Annotated in this window: 14 protein-coding genes and 4 tRNA genes; 5 read left to right on the top strand and 13 right to left on the bottom strand. The window is 53.1% G+C overall.

Annotated elements, in window-relative coordinates; genetic code table 11:
* Positions 1-82: 82 nt before the first annotated feature.
* The 10 genes from rplA to CRO05_RS06020 all read right to left on the bottom strand — a co-directional run bounded on the left by rplA (position 83) and on the right by CRO05_RS06020 (position 4,774).
* The gene (gene rplA / locus CRO05_RS06065; RefSeq protein WP_097066240.1) at positions 83-775 is read right to left on the bottom strand and encodes a 50S ribosomal protein L1; all 693 of its coding nucleotides are present in this window, start codon (positions 773-775) and stop codon (positions 83-85) included.
* A gap of 1 nt (position 776) precedes the next feature.
* Positions 777-1,208, bottom strand: a complete 432-nt coding sequence (gene rplK / locus CRO05_RS06060) for a 50S ribosomal protein L11 (protein ID WP_097066239.1) — start codon at positions 1,206-1,208, stop codon at positions 777-779.
* Positions 1,209-1,312: 104 nt separating this feature from the next.
* The gene (gene nusG, locus CRO05_RS06055; RefSeq protein WP_090882183.1) at positions 1,313-1,846 is read right to left on the bottom strand and encodes a transcription termination/antitermination protein NusG; all 534 of its coding nucleotides are present in this window, start codon (positions 1,844-1,846) and stop codon (positions 1,313-1,315) included.
* The gene (gene secE, locus CRO05_RS06050; RefSeq protein ID WP_097066238.1) at positions 1,846-2,190 is read right to left on the bottom strand and encodes a preprotein translocase subunit SecE; all 345 of its coding nucleotides are present in this window, start codon (positions 2,188-2,190) and stop codon (positions 1,846-1,848) included. Before secE ends, nusG begins: the two co-directional genes overlap by 1 nt.
* 163 nt (positions 2,191-2,353) lie before the next feature.
* Positions 2,354-2,429, bottom strand: a tRNA-Trp gene (locus CRO05_RS06045).
* 57 nt (positions 2,430-2,486) lie between these two features.
* The gene (gene tuf / locus CRO05_RS06040; protein WP_097066237.1) at positions 2,487-3,677 is read right to left on the bottom strand and encodes an elongation factor Tu; all 1,191 of its coding nucleotides are present in this window, start codon (positions 3,675-3,677) and stop codon (positions 2,487-2,489) included.
* Between the two features lie 43 nt (positions 3,678-3,720).
* Positions 3,721-3,795: transfer RNA gene (locus tag CRO05_RS06035), tRNA-Thr, on the bottom strand.
* Positions 3,796-3,883: 88 nt separating this feature from the next.
* Positions 3,884-3,957 (bottom strand) — tRNA-Gly (locus CRO05_RS06030).
* A gap of 157 nt (positions 3,958-4,114) precedes the next feature.
* Positions 4,115-4,199, bottom strand: a tRNA-Tyr gene (locus CRO05_RS06025).
* A gap of 158 nt (positions 4,200-4,357) precedes the next feature.
* Positions 4,358-4,774 carry an FKBP-type peptidyl-prolyl cis-trans isomerase gene (locus CRO05_RS06020; protein WP_369831614.1) on the bottom strand — a complete coding sequence of 139 codons (417 nt, stop codon included), beginning with the start codon at positions 4,772-4,774 and terminating at the stop codon, positions 4,358-4,360.
* A gap of 194 nt (positions 4,775-4,968) precedes the next feature.
* Between CRO05_RS06020 and CRO05_RS06015 the strand changes: the two genes are divergently transcribed.
* A complete protein-coding gene (locus CRO05_RS06015; RefSeq protein ID WP_097066236.1) occupies positions 4,969-5,415 on the top strand; it encodes a YbaN family protein in 447 nt (148 codons plus the stop codon).
* Positions 5,416-5,542: 127 nt separating this feature from the next.
* Here CRO05_RS06015 and CRO05_RS06010 read toward each other — a convergent pair whose 3' ends face one another.
* The 3 genes from CRO05_RS06010 to CRO05_RS06000 form a co-directional block, all read right to left on the bottom strand.
* The gene (locus tag CRO05_RS06010; RefSeq protein WP_097066235.1) at positions 5,543-6,214 is read right to left on the bottom strand and encodes an OmpA family protein; all 672 of its coding nucleotides are present in this window, start codon (positions 6,212-6,214) and stop codon (positions 5,543-5,545) included.
* 223 nt (positions 6,215-6,437) lie between these two features.
* Positions 6,438-7,358: a site-specific tyrosine recombinase XerD gene (gene xerD / locus CRO05_RS06005; RefSeq protein WP_097066234.1), complete on the bottom strand. Its 921-nt coding sequence runs from the start codon at positions 7,356-7,358 to the stop codon at positions 6,438-6,440.
* Complete coding sequence (locus CRO05_RS06000; RefSeq protein ID WP_097066233.1) at positions 7,345-7,848, bottom strand: methylated-DNA--[protein]-cysteine S-methyltransferase; 504 nt, start codon at positions 7,846-7,848, stop codon at positions 7,345-7,347. The genes xerD and CRO05_RS06000 overlap by 14 nt, the downstream gene beginning before the upstream one ends.
* A 185-nt stretch (positions 7,849-8,033) precedes the next feature.
* Here CRO05_RS06000 and CRO05_RS05995 point away from each other — a divergent pair, with 185 nt between their 5' ends.
* The 4 genes from CRO05_RS05995 to CRO05_RS05980 all read left to right on the top strand — a co-directional run bounded on the left by CRO05_RS05995 (position 8,034) and on the right by CRO05_RS05980 (position 13,534).
* Complete coding sequence (locus tag CRO05_RS05995) at positions 8,034-9,560, top strand: leucyl aminopeptidase (protein WP_097066232.1); 1,527 nt, start codon at positions 8,034-8,036, stop codon at positions 9,558-9,560.
* Positions 9,557-9,976, top strand: coding sequence for a DNA polymerase III subunit chi (locus CRO05_RS05990; RefSeq protein WP_097066231.1), 420 nt, complete (start codon positions 9,557-9,559; stop codon positions 9,974-9,976). The genes CRO05_RS05995 and CRO05_RS05990 overlap by 4 nt, the downstream gene beginning before the upstream one ends.
* Positions 9,977-10,072: 96 nt before the next feature.
* Positions 10,073-10,447 carry a hypothetical protein gene (locus tag CRO05_RS05985; RefSeq protein ID WP_097066230.1) on the top strand — a complete coding sequence of 125 codons (375 nt, stop codon included), beginning with the start codon at positions 10,073-10,075 and terminating at the stop codon, positions 10,445-10,447.
* Positions 10,448-10,600: 153 nt separating this feature from the next.
* Entirely contained in the window at positions 10,601-13,534 is a 2,934-nt protein-coding gene (locus tag CRO05_RS05980; protein WP_097066229.1) for a valine--tRNA ligase, read from the top strand.
* The last annotated feature ends 392 nt before the right edge of the window (positions 13,535-13,926 follow it).

The following is a 13,926-nucleotide window of genomic DNA, read 5'->3' as shown; positions in this document are numbered from 1 at the left end:
CATGTATGTCTCTCCGATGGCCCAAAGTCTTACAAATACAAATGCTTCGTTTTACAAATATTCCGCACAATCCGTTAAATGCTTACCGCATGCTGGCCTGATCCACCCGAACCCCTATGCCCATGGTGCTGGAGACGGATATCTTTCTCAGATAGACACCTTTGGATGCGGCGGGCTTGGATTTATTGAGCGCATCCAGCAGCGCCTGCAAATTTTGCATCAATGCGTCTACCGTGAAGGATGCCCGTCCGATAGTGCACTGGACAATACCCCCTTTATCGGCACGATATTGCACTTGCCCTGCTTTGGCATTCTTTACCGCACTCGCAACATCGGGTGTCACTGTGCCCACCTTGGGGTTAGGCATCAGGCCGCGAGGACCGAGGATTTGCCCCAATTGACCCACGATACGCATGGCATCGGGACTGGCGATGGCTACATCAAAGTCGATATTGCCTCCCTTGATCTGTTCGGCCAGGTCCTCAAAACCGACAATATCCGCACCCGCTGCGAGCGCCTCCTTAGCCTTATCACCTTGGGCAAATACTGCCACACGCACAATTTTTCCAGTGCCGGATGGTAGCACCACGGAACCACGCACCGCCTGGTCGGATTTTTTTGCGTCAATACCTAAATTGACAGCCACATCAATTGATTCATCAAATTTGGCAGTGGCTGTTTCCTTGATGATCGTGAGTGCATCCTGCAGGGGATAGAATTTACTGCGATCAGCCTGAGCTGTAATTGCCTTGAAACGTCTGGATACATGCGCCACGTTATACGCCCTCCACTTCTATACCCATGCTATGGGCGCTGCCGGCAATCGTGCGAACCGCAGCGTCCATGTCTGCCGCCGTCAGATCGGGCATCTTTATTTGTGCAATTTCTTCCGCCTGCTTCCGTGTCAACCGGCCTATTTTATCGGTGTGGGGCTTGGGGCTACCCTTGCCGACGCCCGCTGCTTTCTTTATAAGCACGGTGGCCGGTGTCGTTTTCATGATAAAGGTGAAGCTCTTGTCGGCATAGGCGGTAATGACAACCGGCACCGGCAGCCCAATTTCCATTTTCTGGGTTGCGGCATTGAATGCCTTGCAAAACTCCATGATATTAAGTCCCCGCTGACCAAGTGCGGGACCTATCGGCGGGCTAGGATTGGCCTTGCCTGCTGGTACCTGCAATTTGATGTAGCCGACTATTTTCTTTGCCAAAATAATTCTCCTCTCGGGTACAAGTGAACGCGATTACGCTCTCCCCGCGTTAACAACAAACACGCGACGCTTCCAATACTGCCGGAGTCCGCTCTATCCACTACTCAAGCTTTTTCAACCTGGCTGAAATCCAGTTCCACGGGGGTGGGACGGCCAAAAATGGAAACCGACACCCTGATCTTGCTTTTGTCATAATTGACATCTTCCACGTTGCCATGGAAATCCGTGAATGGACCTTCCTTGACACGTACCGCCTCACCCGCCTCAAAAAGAACCTTGGGCTTGGGTTTCTCGACCCCTTCCTGAATCTGATGGAGAATGTTCTGCACTTCCTTCTCACTGATAGGCGTCGGCTTCATGGCTGAACCTCCAATAAAGCCCGTGACCTTAGCGGTATTTTTTACCAGATGCCATGTCTCGTCAGTCATCTCCATCTCGACCAGCACATAGCCAGGAAAAAATTTCCTTTCGCTGAGATTTTTCTGACCGCCTTTCATTTCCACGACCTCTTCTACCGGAACCAGTATCTGCCCAAACTTGTCCTGCATTCCGGCACGATTGATTCTCTCCTTCAATGCGCGTTGCACACTCTTCTCAAATCCGGAGTAGGCATGAACCACATACCATTTCTTGTCCATCACCCCTCCTGTCCCATCAGATATTTCACGGCCAGCAACAACCCCGCGTCTACCATCCATAAAAAGAGGGCCATTACCACAACGAAGGCAAAAACGATGCCGGTAGTCTGCATCGTCTCCTTGCGGGTTGGCCATACGACTTTCCGGGTTTCTTCAGACGATTCTCTGCTGAACGCATAAAATTGTTTGCCTTGAGTGGTGAACCAAACCACCACCCCCGCCAAAACAATACCTCCCAGTACTGAAAGGACGCGAATTACCATCGCACTATCGCTCAGGTAATAGAAACCGGTAATACCCGCGATCAACAGCAGAAGCGCGAATCCCAACTTGATCTTGTCCACTACTCTATCCCACTCTGCCTTTAATGCTTTCAGTAAATGAAGCGGTGCGGAGGCACATGATGCACATTGCAACCTAGGCCCCGTGATTCGATCTCAATATATCGGTGGTATGCGAAGCTTTGCTTCCCCTCGAAAAACATGATTTGGATGACATGCCTGAGGCTGGCAGGCCAGGAGGGCATCGAACCCCCAACCTTCGGTTTTGGAGACCGACGCTCTGCCAATTGAGCTACTGGCCTGTATTTCTGTGTATGAATGCAACGCCTCAACGCCTGGAAGGATACTCTGCGACATTACTACTCGATAATCTTTGCCACTACGCCCGCGCCAACGGTTCTGCCGCCCTCGCGAATGGCAAAACGCAGACCTTCTTCCATCGCAATCGGCGCAATGAGGTTTACCGTCACCGAGACGTTGTCCCCCGGCATCACCATCTCGGTGCCAGCCGGCAGTTCAATCGCGCCCGTGACATCGGTGGTACGAAAGTAGAACTGGGGACGGTAGCCCTGGAAAAAAGGTGTATGACGACCCCCCTCTTCTTTGCCCAGCACGTAAATCTCGGCGGCAAACTTGGTATGCGGGGTGATGCTGCCCGGCTTGGACAGAACCTGGCCCCGTTCGACTTCTTCACGTTTGGTGCCGCGCAGCAATACGCCAACGTTGTCTCCGGCCTGTCCCTGATCCAGCAGCTTCCTGAACATTTCCACACCCGTGCAGACTGTCTTGATTGTAGGTTTCAAGCCTACTATCTCGATTTCTTCGCCCACTTTGACAACGCCGCGTTCCACCCGGCCGGTTACAACCGTGCCGCGCCCGGATATGGAGAAGACGTCTTCCACCGGCATCAGAAAGGTGCCGTCTATGGCACGCACCGGTTCCGGTATGTAGCTGTCCAGCGCATCCGCCAGTTTGTAGATGGAGGGCTCGCCTATGTCGCTCTGGTCGCCTTCCAGCGCCTTCAGGGCGGAACCGATGACAATGGGGGTGTCGTCGCCGGGAAAGTTGTATTTGGAGAGCAGTTCGCGCACTTCCATTTCCACCAGTTCCAGCAGTTCGGCGTCATCCACCATGTCGGCTTTGTTCATGTAGACGATGATGTAGGGCACGCCTACCTGGCGTGCGAGCAGTATGTGTTCGCGCGTCTGCGGCATCGGCCCGTCAGCAGACGATACCACCAGTATCGCGCCGTCCATTTGCGCTGCCCCCGTTATCATGTTCTTGACGTAGTCAGCGTGCCCCGGACAGTCAACGTGCGCATAGTGCCGGTTCGTCGTCTCATATTCAACGTGCGACGTGTTGATGGTGATGCCCCTTGCCTTCTCTTCCGGCGCAGAGTCAATCTGGGCATAACTCTTCGCCTCTCCTCCAAACTTCTTCGCCAATACCATCGTGATCGCCGCCGTCAATGTGGTCTTGCCATGATCCACATGCCCTATCGTCCCTACGTTCACGTGCGGCTTCGTCCGCTCAAATTTGCTCTTTGCCATGTCGATTCCTTTTTTTAAAGCACTTTTTCTATATTAACGCCTATGGAGCCCATGGCCAGGATTGAACTGGCGACCTCTCCCTTACCAAGGGAGTGCTCTGCCACTGAGCTACATGGGCAAGCATCTTTCTGCCTGAAAACCGCACTGAAACGAAAAACCTGCAATAACTCCGCCGATGCTTTTAACTTTTCTTCCACTCCGGAATCTGGAGCGGGTGAAGGGAATCGAACCCTCGTCGTAAGCTTGGAAGGCTTCTGCTCTACCATTGAGCTACACCCGCATCTCAATCGACAGATTGAAGTGATCAATCAGCTCTCAGAGAAAAGGCATCGCGCACCACCTAACCTGCGCGCCCTTCGCCACCTAAAACCAAGCTCATCATCAGGGTCACGGAATATAACGCCCGCGGAGCCCGGGCACATACGGTCACCCTGATTTGGTGGAGGGGGAAGGATTCGAACCTTCGAAGGCAGAGCCGTCAGATTTACAGTCTGATCCCTTTGACCGCTCGGGAACCCCTCCGAACGAAACTGCTAATTGTGAATGCTTCGGATATATAAGTCAACGTCCATTTCAGGGTTTTTACTTGCCAACCGCAAATCTCCGGAATAGCGAGATGCCGATTTCAGCCATGACTGGAGATTCTCAAGTTGACAGTGAGATATCTTCGCCTGAGATAATCAGTGCGTAGATCCTTGACGCAATCCTAATAGTTCAACATCGAAAATCAATGCCGCATTCGGTGGAATTACGTTACCCGCGCCCCGCGCACCATAGGCCAACTCGGACGGAATAATCAAAGTTCGTTCCCCGCCCACTTTCATACCGGCAACACCTCGGTCCCAACCTTTAATTACGCGCCCTGCGCCGAGGAGAAATGAAAAAGGGGTGCCACGATCGCGGGAGCTATCAAATTTCGCCCCCTTTTTATCAGGAGCGCTTGCATCGTAAAGCCAACCGGTATAATGCACTTCAACTGCCTTGCCAATGGTTGCTTCTTCCCCGGTTCCTACTTTGGTATCCTTCTTTATGAGTTCGGTCACGCTGGATGCTCCTTGCCTGGTTTCAGAAAATGCAATCTGGGGTAATAGAATCATGCCCAATATCAATACGCTCAAATTGATCAGTGTGTTTACTTTAAACATGATGACCTCGACAATTAAATAAAATTTGCCAGCACCCAAACGTTTATATTATACCGGTCCACCTGCATCGCCGCGATAAAAGGATTATCAAGTTTTAAGAATCCTGGATAAATCCAAGTCAAACCCGAGTCAAACCTTTTCCGTCTATGCAAGAGCACCTGAACGAAGAGATACACCGCAAGCCGCACAGTCCTTTATTGCGGCTACATGATTCGCGCGTCGTACGGTCTCTGTACCTGGCGGCAGGATTCGCTGCCCTTATACTGGCAGTGGCAGGCATAGTGCTGCCAGTGCTGCCTACGACCCCTTTTGTGCTGCTTGCCGCAGCTTGCTTCGCGCGCAGCTCAAAACATTTCCACGACATGCTCCTGGCCAACCGCCTCGCTGGCCCGATTATCCGCGAATGGGTCGAGCACCGCAGCATTCCTCGCCGGGTTAAGCGCTGGGTATACTTGCTGCTGGCACTGTCATTCGGCAGTTCCATCCTGATGATGCCATCTATCCGACATCAAGCTATGCTGGCCGTGCTGGGTATAGTCCTGGTGGCGTTTATCTGGCGCATCCCTGTAAGAGACTCCCATACCGGTCCATGACATGAGGTTCACAGCTCATATTCAAGGTATGGCCGGCTGGCGCGGATCGTTCGCCCATGAGAACCAAAGGCGAGTTACATGACCTGATGCGCTTGCGGCGGCCCGACGCGGCCACCCCATACTGATCTTACTGCGAAGCGGCCTGTGGCTCAGCCACAAAGATCTCGACCCGACGGTTTTTTGCTCTGTTTGCCGGAGTATCGTTGGCAACAATAGGTTCACGGGAACCACGCCCGTCAACACTTATACGATTTGAAGAAACGCCCTGGTTTACCAGATAATCACGCGTGCTGGCTGCACGGTTGAGCGATAGTGGATTATTGACCGCATCGCTACCCGAACTGTCGGTATGCCCGATAATCGTTACCCTGGTGCCGGGATTATTGCTCAGGCTGGTCGCAAAGCTCTCCAATATCGGTCTGAAATTGGACTTGATCTCCGCTCGGCCGGTATCAAACGAAATATCGCTTGGGATATCAAGCTTCAGGCGATTATCAGACGTTTTTACCACTTCGACCCCCGTACCCGCGGTAGCTTGTTCCATCTCCCGCTTCTGCTCTTCCATTCTTCTGGACCATACATTTCCGGCAATAGCACCGACACCGGCACCAGCCGCCGCACCGATTGCCGCACCTTTGCCTTTACCCGCAATCGCGCCAATTATTGCGCCCGTGCTTGCGCCAATCCCTGCGCCGATAGCTGTATCTCTGGTCCTGGTGCTCTGCGTTTCAGGTGAACTGGCACAGCCACCTAATGTCAAGACCATCGCTATGGAAATAACGGGCAATTGGTTACGCATGATTTTCTCCTGATTGTTGTTAGGGTTGGTAGCGGCAATTTCTTGATATTACTATTTCTGGATATTACTATTAACTCTACCAGAGGCGTTAACAGATGCATATTCAATATTCGCGAATCGGAATGCACAGCCGATGCCAGAAGTTGCCTGCGGTTGGAATATAATCCGTCCTTGCAGACAAGAGAATTTTTTATCCCCGATCCTGACTTGAAAACGTTTTTCATCACCCCCTGGGGTGATGCATGACATGCAACCGCTTCAACCGCTCGCGGGCCACGTGGGTATAAATTTGGGTGGTGGAGATATCGGCATGACCCAGCAGCAATTGTACGACGCGCAGATCAGCGCCGTGGTTGAGCAGGTGCGTGGCAAAAGCGTGACGTAACGTGTGTGGCGACAACGGAGTGATGATGCCGGCCTGCCGCGCATAGCGTTTGATCAGATACCAGAAAGCCTGGCGTGTCATGGCCGAACCACGGGAGGTAACAAACAGGGCGTTACTCACTCTCCCCCCCAACAAGCTGGACCGAATTTCCTTAACGTATCGGCTTACCCACTCCAGCGCCTCTTCACCCAGGGGCGTCAGGCGTTCTTTTCCGCCCTTGCCTATCACTCTTACAATACCCATGTTCAGGCTGATTTGTGCGCTCTCCAGACTGATGAGTTCGGATACGCGCAACCCGCTCGCATACAACACTTCGAGCATGGTCCGATCACGTAATCCCAATGGGAGATCCACATCGGGTGCGTTAAGCAGCGCTTCCACATCCGCTTCAGTCAGGCTTGCAGGCAAACTGCGGGGAAGCTTCGGCGCATCTATGTTGAGGCTGGGATCAATCTGAATTTTCCCCTCGCGTAGCAGAAATCGGTAGAAACGCTTCAGGCTCGATAACTCCCGGCTGGTGGTGCTGGCCTTGACCCTGACGGAGACCTTATGGGCAAGAAAAGTGAGCAGATCGGAATGAGTCGCTGCTATCAGGGCGCTATCGCACTGCTTTTGCTGCTTTTGCTTTGCAAGCCACTGGCCGAACTGCTCCAGATCGCTGCGGTAGCTTTCCAGTGTATTATATGAAAGCCCGTCTTCCAGCCACAATGCATCACAAAATGCATCCAGCACGCCCGAGCCAGGTTCAGACCCCCTCATGCCGCAATAACCAGCGCTTGATAGCGAGCGGATTTCCGTCGCTTGCGTTCATAAAACCTCCCAGTCCGCCATTTTTGGCAATAACGCGATGACAGGGTATGACAATCGGGAGCCGGTTGGCACCGCATGCCTGTCCTACTGCTCGCGGAGCGGAATGCAATTGTGTAGCAATGTCCGCATAACTGCGAGTTGCGCCATTTGGAATATCCTGAATAGCGCGCCATACCCGGCGCTGGTGAATGGTACCCCCAATGTGCATTGATAAATCGAATACAAAACCCGGATCGTCCAGATACGCCTGCAATTGATTGCAAACTTCCTTGGCCAGGTAAGTTTTCGGAGCCAGGGGCAGCGTATCAAGAGGGAGGTATTCGATATCTGTCAACCAGTCTTCCTCAATGCGAAGACCGAGAACAGCAAACGGAGTGGCAAGCTTCGCCTGATAGTCGTCTGCCATTTGTACCTTGGGACCAGCCTTCGATTTAACCATGATAGCATTTTGTCCGCTTAATCAGCACCAGCGCTCACCGCTGGTTAACGCAAGGAATTCCGCCGGGCAAGTTTTCATCCAATTGTGTCCTGTCCACTTTGACTTTATGCGAACAGTCCGGCGATAATCAGTCATTATCCGGTTTGAACAACCTGTCGGCAAGACCCTGAGCGAAGGAGCAAGCGGTGAAATTCAGCATAAAAAGCGGGAACCCCGAGAAGCAGCGCAGTGCGTGCATTGTTGTGGGCGTATTCGAGCCACGCAAATTGACAGAAGCGGCCGAAGCGATGGACAAGATCGCCGACGGGTATATCAACGGCATATTGCGCAACGGCGACATGGAAGGCAAGGCGGGCTCTGCACTGGTACTGCATAGCGTACCCAATACCTTGTGCGAGCGAGTTCTGCTGGTGGGGCTCGGCAAGGAACAGGAACTTAGCGATAAGACATATTGCGATGCGGTACGCACTGCCTTCAAGACATTGCATGAAACCGGCGCTACGGATGCGACACTTTTTTTGACGGAAGTTGATGTAAAAAATCGCGACACCGCGTGGAAAGTCTCACAGACCGCTATCGTCGCGATGGAGAGTATTTATCGCTTCGATCGTCTCAAGAGCAAAGTTGAAGACAACAAACCGCATCTTCGCAAAGTCACCCTGGGTATCGTGAACACAAACCGAAAGGCGGAGCTTGCCGTCAGCGAAGAAGCTCTGCAACAGGGACTCGCCATAGCCGACGGCATGAATCTGGCCAAAGACCTGGGAAATCTTGCGCCCAACATCTGTACCCCAACCTACCTGGCGGAGCAGGCCTCGGATATCGCCCGAACGCATAAGCTCAAGGCTACCATTCTGGAGCAGAAGGACATGGAAAAGCTCGGTATGGGCGCACTGCTGGCGGTCGCCCGCGGCAGCCGTCAACCCGCCAAGCTGATCGCGCTGGAATACTGGGGACGAACCAAAAAGGAAAAACCTGTCGTGCTGGTGGGCAAGGGCGTTACTTTTGATACTGGCGGCATTTCGTTAAAGCCCGCGGCGGAAATGGATGAAATGAAGTACGACATGTGCGGGGCAGCCAGCGTGCTTGGCACCATTACCGCGGTGGCGAAAATGGGCCTGCCCGTCAACTTGATCGGCATTATTCCGACCACCGAAAATATGCCCGGTGGCAATGCCACCAAACCAGGTGACGTCGTTACGAGTATGTCTGGACAAACCATAGAAATTCTCAATACTGATGCAGAAGGACGGTTAATCCTTTGTGATGCGCTCGCTTATGCCGAGCGATATGAACCGGAAACCGTAATTGATATTGCCACTCTTACCGGCGCCTGTGTCATTGCGCTCGGCCATGTCGCTTCGGGTTTGCTCAGCAATGATGAAGAGCTGGCGGAGGAACTGCTGGATGCCTCCACACGTGCCGCGGATCGCGCCTGGCGCCTGCCCTTGTGGGATGAGTACCAGGAGCAACTGAAAAGTAATTTTGCCGATATGGGCAATATCGGCGGACGCGCGGCCGGAACCATTACCGCTGCCTGCTTTCTGTCGCGTTTTACCAAAAAATATCGATGGGCCCACCTGGACATAGCGGGAACCGCCTGGAAATCCGGCAAGGAAAAGGGCGCGACAGGCCGGCCCGTACCGCTGCTGACGCAATTTCTTATAGGACGGTCCAGAAAAAAAACGCCTCCCGGAAATAAGTCGACATGACTGAAATCGACTTCTACTCTGGCGGCGATAAGCTTCACACTGCTTGCCGTCTTGTCGCCAAGGCAATGCGCAAGGGCCTCAAGGTAATGATTTACACGTCGGACACATCAATTGTCGAGCGGCTCGATAAACTGTTGTGGACTTTTTCGTCGATCGATTTCGTCCCTCACTGCCGTGTGGACGACAAGCTGGCTGATGTAACTCCGGTCATACTTGCCGACAAGGCGACGAAACTTCCACATGACGACGTACTGCTCAACCTGGACGTTGAAAGTCCGTCTTTCTTCAGCCGATTCACACGTTTGATCGAAATAGCTGGAACCACACCAGAAGATACGGAGGCGGCACGCAAGCGCTACCGCTTCTACCAGGACCGGGGATACCAAATCCGCCATCACAACCTGGGAACAGTGTAATCAACACAGGCTCAAAAACACCATCTCCGACGCTCCTCAAAGCTGGAATTTCACTCTCCTCCATCTCTCATTTATTTTGCAAATCCGGGGACCTTCATGACAAATAGCAGCGATGAAGCGCCGTCAGAACCCGAGTATGATGAAATCCTGCGTAAGCTGGACGCCTTATTGCGGAAGCACCAGAGCAGGTCATCCGCTTCAGCGCCGATCGAAGCAAACTACGGCTCGGGTTCTCTTCCACCCTCCTTTTCCGGAGCACTGGATCAGGAATCGCTGAGTGCGTCCGATAACATACCTACGCTTAATGAAATAGTATATGTGACACCCCCAATGCTATCGCCACAGTCTGATATTACGCTCCTGCTGGAGCAAGTTCTGGATACGGCGCTAAGGGACGCCGGGATTGATCTGGAAGCCGGAGCGCGCAAAACATTGGTCCAGGCCCTGGAATCCCACTTATTCGGTCTTTGATCGCCTTGCAGGCTATCGGCGGTATCGAAATTTATATCGTTCAAAGAGTTCCCACAACTCCAGAAGAAGTTTCTCAGGGCCGTAATAGTCCTGCCGCCTGCGTCTGCGCCTTCCGCTATAATTGCCGGTTTCCGGCCATCCCGATCAATATCCATGCAACTCGAAAAAAGCTTTAATCCCCGCGAGATCGAAGGTCGCTGGTATTCGCGATGGGAATCCGCCGGCTATTTCAAATCCATGCCCGGCGAAACAGCCGCGGGCACAGTCCCCGCCTATTGCATTATGCTGCCTCCACCCAACGTAACTGGCACGCTGCACATGGGTCATGCTTTTCAGCACACCTTGATGGACGCGCTGACGCGCTATCACCGGATGTGCGGGGACAATACCCTTTGGCAACCGGGTACCGATCACGCCGGAATTGCTACCCAGATCGTGGTGGAACGCCAACTGGATCAACAAAACATCGACCGCCGCGATCTGGGGCGCGAAGAATTTCTCAAGCGGGTATGGCAATGGAAAGCGGAATCCGGCTCTACCATTAGCCGCCAGATGAGGCGGTTAGGTGCTTCCTGCGACTGGTCGCGCGAACGCTTCACCATGGATGTGGAATTATCCCGGGCGGTTACCGAGGTTTTTGTGCGGCTTTATCGCGATGGCCTCATTTATCGCGGCAAACGCCTGGTGAACTGGGATCCGGTGCTGCAAACCGCCGTTTCCGATCTGGAAGTGGTATCGGTGGAGGAAGACGGATCTCTGTGGCATATTCTGTACCCGCTCGAGAAGGAGAAGGACCGGGCAATGGATTCGGATGAAACGGAAACGGAACCGGAAGGATTGATTGTCGCCACGACCCGTCCCGAAACCATGCTGGGCGATATGGCAATCGCCGTACATCCGGATGATGCGCGCTACCTGCATCTGATAGGGCGCCATGTGCGCCTTCCCTTATGCGAACGCAGCATTCCCGTAATTGCCGACTCCTATGCCGATCCGGAATTTGGTACAGGTTGTGTGAAAATCACCCCTGCCCATGATTTCAATGACTATCAGGTAGGACAACGGCACAAACTCGTTCCGCTCAACATCCTCACACTGGATGGAAAGATCAACGATCTGGCGCCTGCGGAGTATCAGGGGCTGGATCGTTTCGACGCCCGCAAGAAAATTATCGCGGATCTGAAAGCGCACGGTCTCCTGGTTGAAACCAGGACCCATAAACTGATGGTGCCGCGCGGCGATCGAACCCATGCGGTGATCGAGCCAATGCTTACCGACCAATGGTATGTTGCAATGGAAAGCATGGCGAAGCGTGGACTGGAGGCAGCGGCGGGCGGCGAGGTTACATTCATTCCTGAAAACTGGAGTCACGTTTATAACCAATGGCTGGAAAACATCCAGGACTGGTGCATTTCCCGCCAACTATGGTGGGGACACCGAATTCCGGCCTGGTATGACGATGAGGGCAACATCTATGTAGCTAAAACCGAAAAAGATGCGTACGAGCAGTATTTTGAGCATCTGAAGAATGATGCCGGGCACCACCTCACACCCGACAAGATTTTGGTTTTCAATACACTTGTTGAAATCTCCGAGGAGATTGAGCAAGTCGTAAAGTATTGCGGAATTCCTCCTTTGCGCCAGGATGAGGATGTTCTCGATACCTGGTTTTCGTCAGCCCTGTGGCCATTTTCCACGCTCGGCTGGCCCGATGAAACATCGGAACTCAGGACCTTTCTGCCGACTTCGGTTCTAGTCACCGGCTTCGACATCATTTTCTTCTGGGTAGCGCGCATGGTGATGATGTCGCTCTATTTCACCGGCAAGGTACCGTTCAGGGAGGTATATATAACGGGCCTGATACGCGATGCGGAAGGCCACAAGATGAGTAAATCCAAGGGAAATGTGCTGGACCCGCTGGACCTCATCGACGGTATCGCCTTGCCGGACCTGATTTCCAAGCGAATCACCGGCTTGATGAATCCCGGACAGGCCGAATCTATCGAAAAAATCACGCGCAAGCACTTCCCCGAGGGCATTCCCGCGTTCGGCGCCGATGCACTGCGTTTTACGTTCGCCAGCCTCGCCTCCCATGGCCGCGACATAAAATTTGATATGCAGCGCTGCGAGGGTTATCGCAATTTCTGTAACAAGCTGTGGAATGCCACCCGATATGTGCTGATGAACTGTGAAGGCAAAGATACGGGTTTGACGGAACCAAGGCCATCGGAATATTCCGATGCTGATAAATGGATCATCAGCCGCTTGCAACTGGCAGAAAGCACGATAGCGCAGGCTTATCGCGATTACCGCTTCGATACTGCAGCACGAGAAATCTATGAATTTGTGTGGGATGAGTATTGTGATTGGTATCTGGAGTTCGCCAAGGTACAGTTGAATAACGGCAATGACGCAGTACAGCGCGCCACCCGCCGCACTCTCGCACGAGTACTGGAAACCACATTGCGGCTTGCCCATCCCATCATTCCCTTCATTACTGAAGAATTGTGGCAGAGCCTCGCTCCGCTTGCCGGCAAGCAAGGCGCGAGTATCATGTTGCAACCGTACCCCAAAGCCGACCAGGGGAAAATAGATGAAGACGCAACCGCTCGCATCGTTGCACTCAAGGAAATGATCAACGCCTGCCGAACTCTGCGCGGCGAAATGAATTTGTCCCCGGCACTACGGGTTCCGCTGCTGGCCGTGGGCAATGAGCAAACGCTTACCGCCTTTTCCCCCTACCTGACAGCGCTGGCTAAACTATCAGGCCTTGAAATCATGCAGGACAGCTTGCCCAATGCGGAAGCGCCGGTCGCAATCGTCGGCGAATTCAGGTTGATGCTTAAAATCGAGGTGAATATTGAGACGGAACGCGCGCGACTGATCAAGGAAATTGCTCGTATTGAAGGCGAAATCACCAAAGCCGAAATCAAGCTAACCAATGGCAATTTTGTCGAACGTGCTCCAGCGAAGGTGGTGGACCAGGAAAAAGAACGGCTGGCCAATTTTGGTGCGACCCTTGGGAAACTGAAAGAACAACTACTGAAACTGGACAGATTGAAACCTTTGAACGGGCTCTCCAGCTAACCAAGAATGGCCTTACGACCGAGTTTTACGGGACGGGAGCGGAATGCGGCACCGGCCGGAGAAACCGGGGAGCAAATAGCGGCCCCCTTCCGATAAAGGGCTGATGAGAAAGATTGGCAAACCCCGCCGCCACCAGCATTGGCCCATACGAGCCCTTCCATCGGGATTGCAGCAAAAGCGTGCACTCACTTCAATTGCGTCTCTGCGCCCCCATGGTAGAAGCGGCTGCAATCATTATTGGGTCTCTTATGATCATACCCAGCATTTTTTTCATGTCCAACTCACAGGCCCCGGCCCGTTATCCGGCGTAAAAAATTCAAGTATGATGCCTGGCTGCGCTATAATGCCGAACCATTCAAATCCTCTCACTCTCTGCCGCACGGCGGAGTTTT

This window comes from Nitrosovibrio sp. Nv4 (assembly GCF_900215485.1).
Taxonomy (GTDB): Bacteria; Pseudomonadota; Gammaproteobacteria; order Burkholderiales; family Nitrosomonadaceae; genus Nitrosospira.
The sequence above is the reverse complement of the archived record's forward strand: the minus strand, read 5'-3'. Positions and strand labels throughout refer to the sequence as shown.

Excerpts from the sequence above, each read along its gene's own strand:
- nusG (WP_090882183.1), bottom strand. The coding sequence starts at position 1,846 with ATGGACAAGAAATGGTATGTGGTTCATGCCTACTCCGGATTTGAGAAG.
- tuf (WP_097066237.1), bottom strand. The coding sequence starts at position 3,677 with ATGGCAAAGAGCAAATTTGAGCGGACGAAGCCGCACGTGAACGTAGGG.
- CRO05_RS06020 (WP_369831614.1), bottom strand. The coding sequence starts at position 4,774 with ATGATTCTATTACCCCAGATTGCATTTTCTGAAACCAGGCAAGGAGCA.
- CRO05_RS06015 (WP_097066236.1), top strand. The coding sequence starts at position 4,969 with ATGCAAGAGCACCTGAACGAAGAGATACACCGCAAGCCGCACAGTCCT.
- CRO05_RS06010 (WP_097066235.1), bottom strand. The coding sequence starts at position 6,214 with ATGCGTAACCAATTGCCCGTTATTTCCATAGCGATGGTCTTGACATTA.
- xerD (WP_097066234.1), bottom strand. The coding sequence starts at position 7,358 with ATGAGGGGGTCTGAACCTGGCTCGGGCGTGCTGGATGCATTTTGTGAT.
- CRO05_RS06000 (WP_097066233.1), bottom strand. The coding sequence starts at position 7,848 with ATGGTTAAATCGAAGGCTGGTCCCAAGGTACAAATGGCAGACGACTAT.
- CRO05_RS05990 (WP_097066231.1), top strand. The coding sequence starts at position 9,557 with ATGACTGAAATCGACTTCTACTCTGGCGGCGATAAGCTTCACACTGCT.
- CRO05_RS05985 (WP_097066230.1), top strand. The coding sequence starts at position 10,073 with ATGACAAATAGCAGCGATGAAGCGCCGTCAGAACCCGAGTATGATGAA.
- CRO05_RS05980 (WP_097066229.1), top strand. The coding sequence starts at position 10,601 with ATGCAACTCGAAAAAAGCTTTAATCCCCGCGAGATCGAAGGTCGCTGG.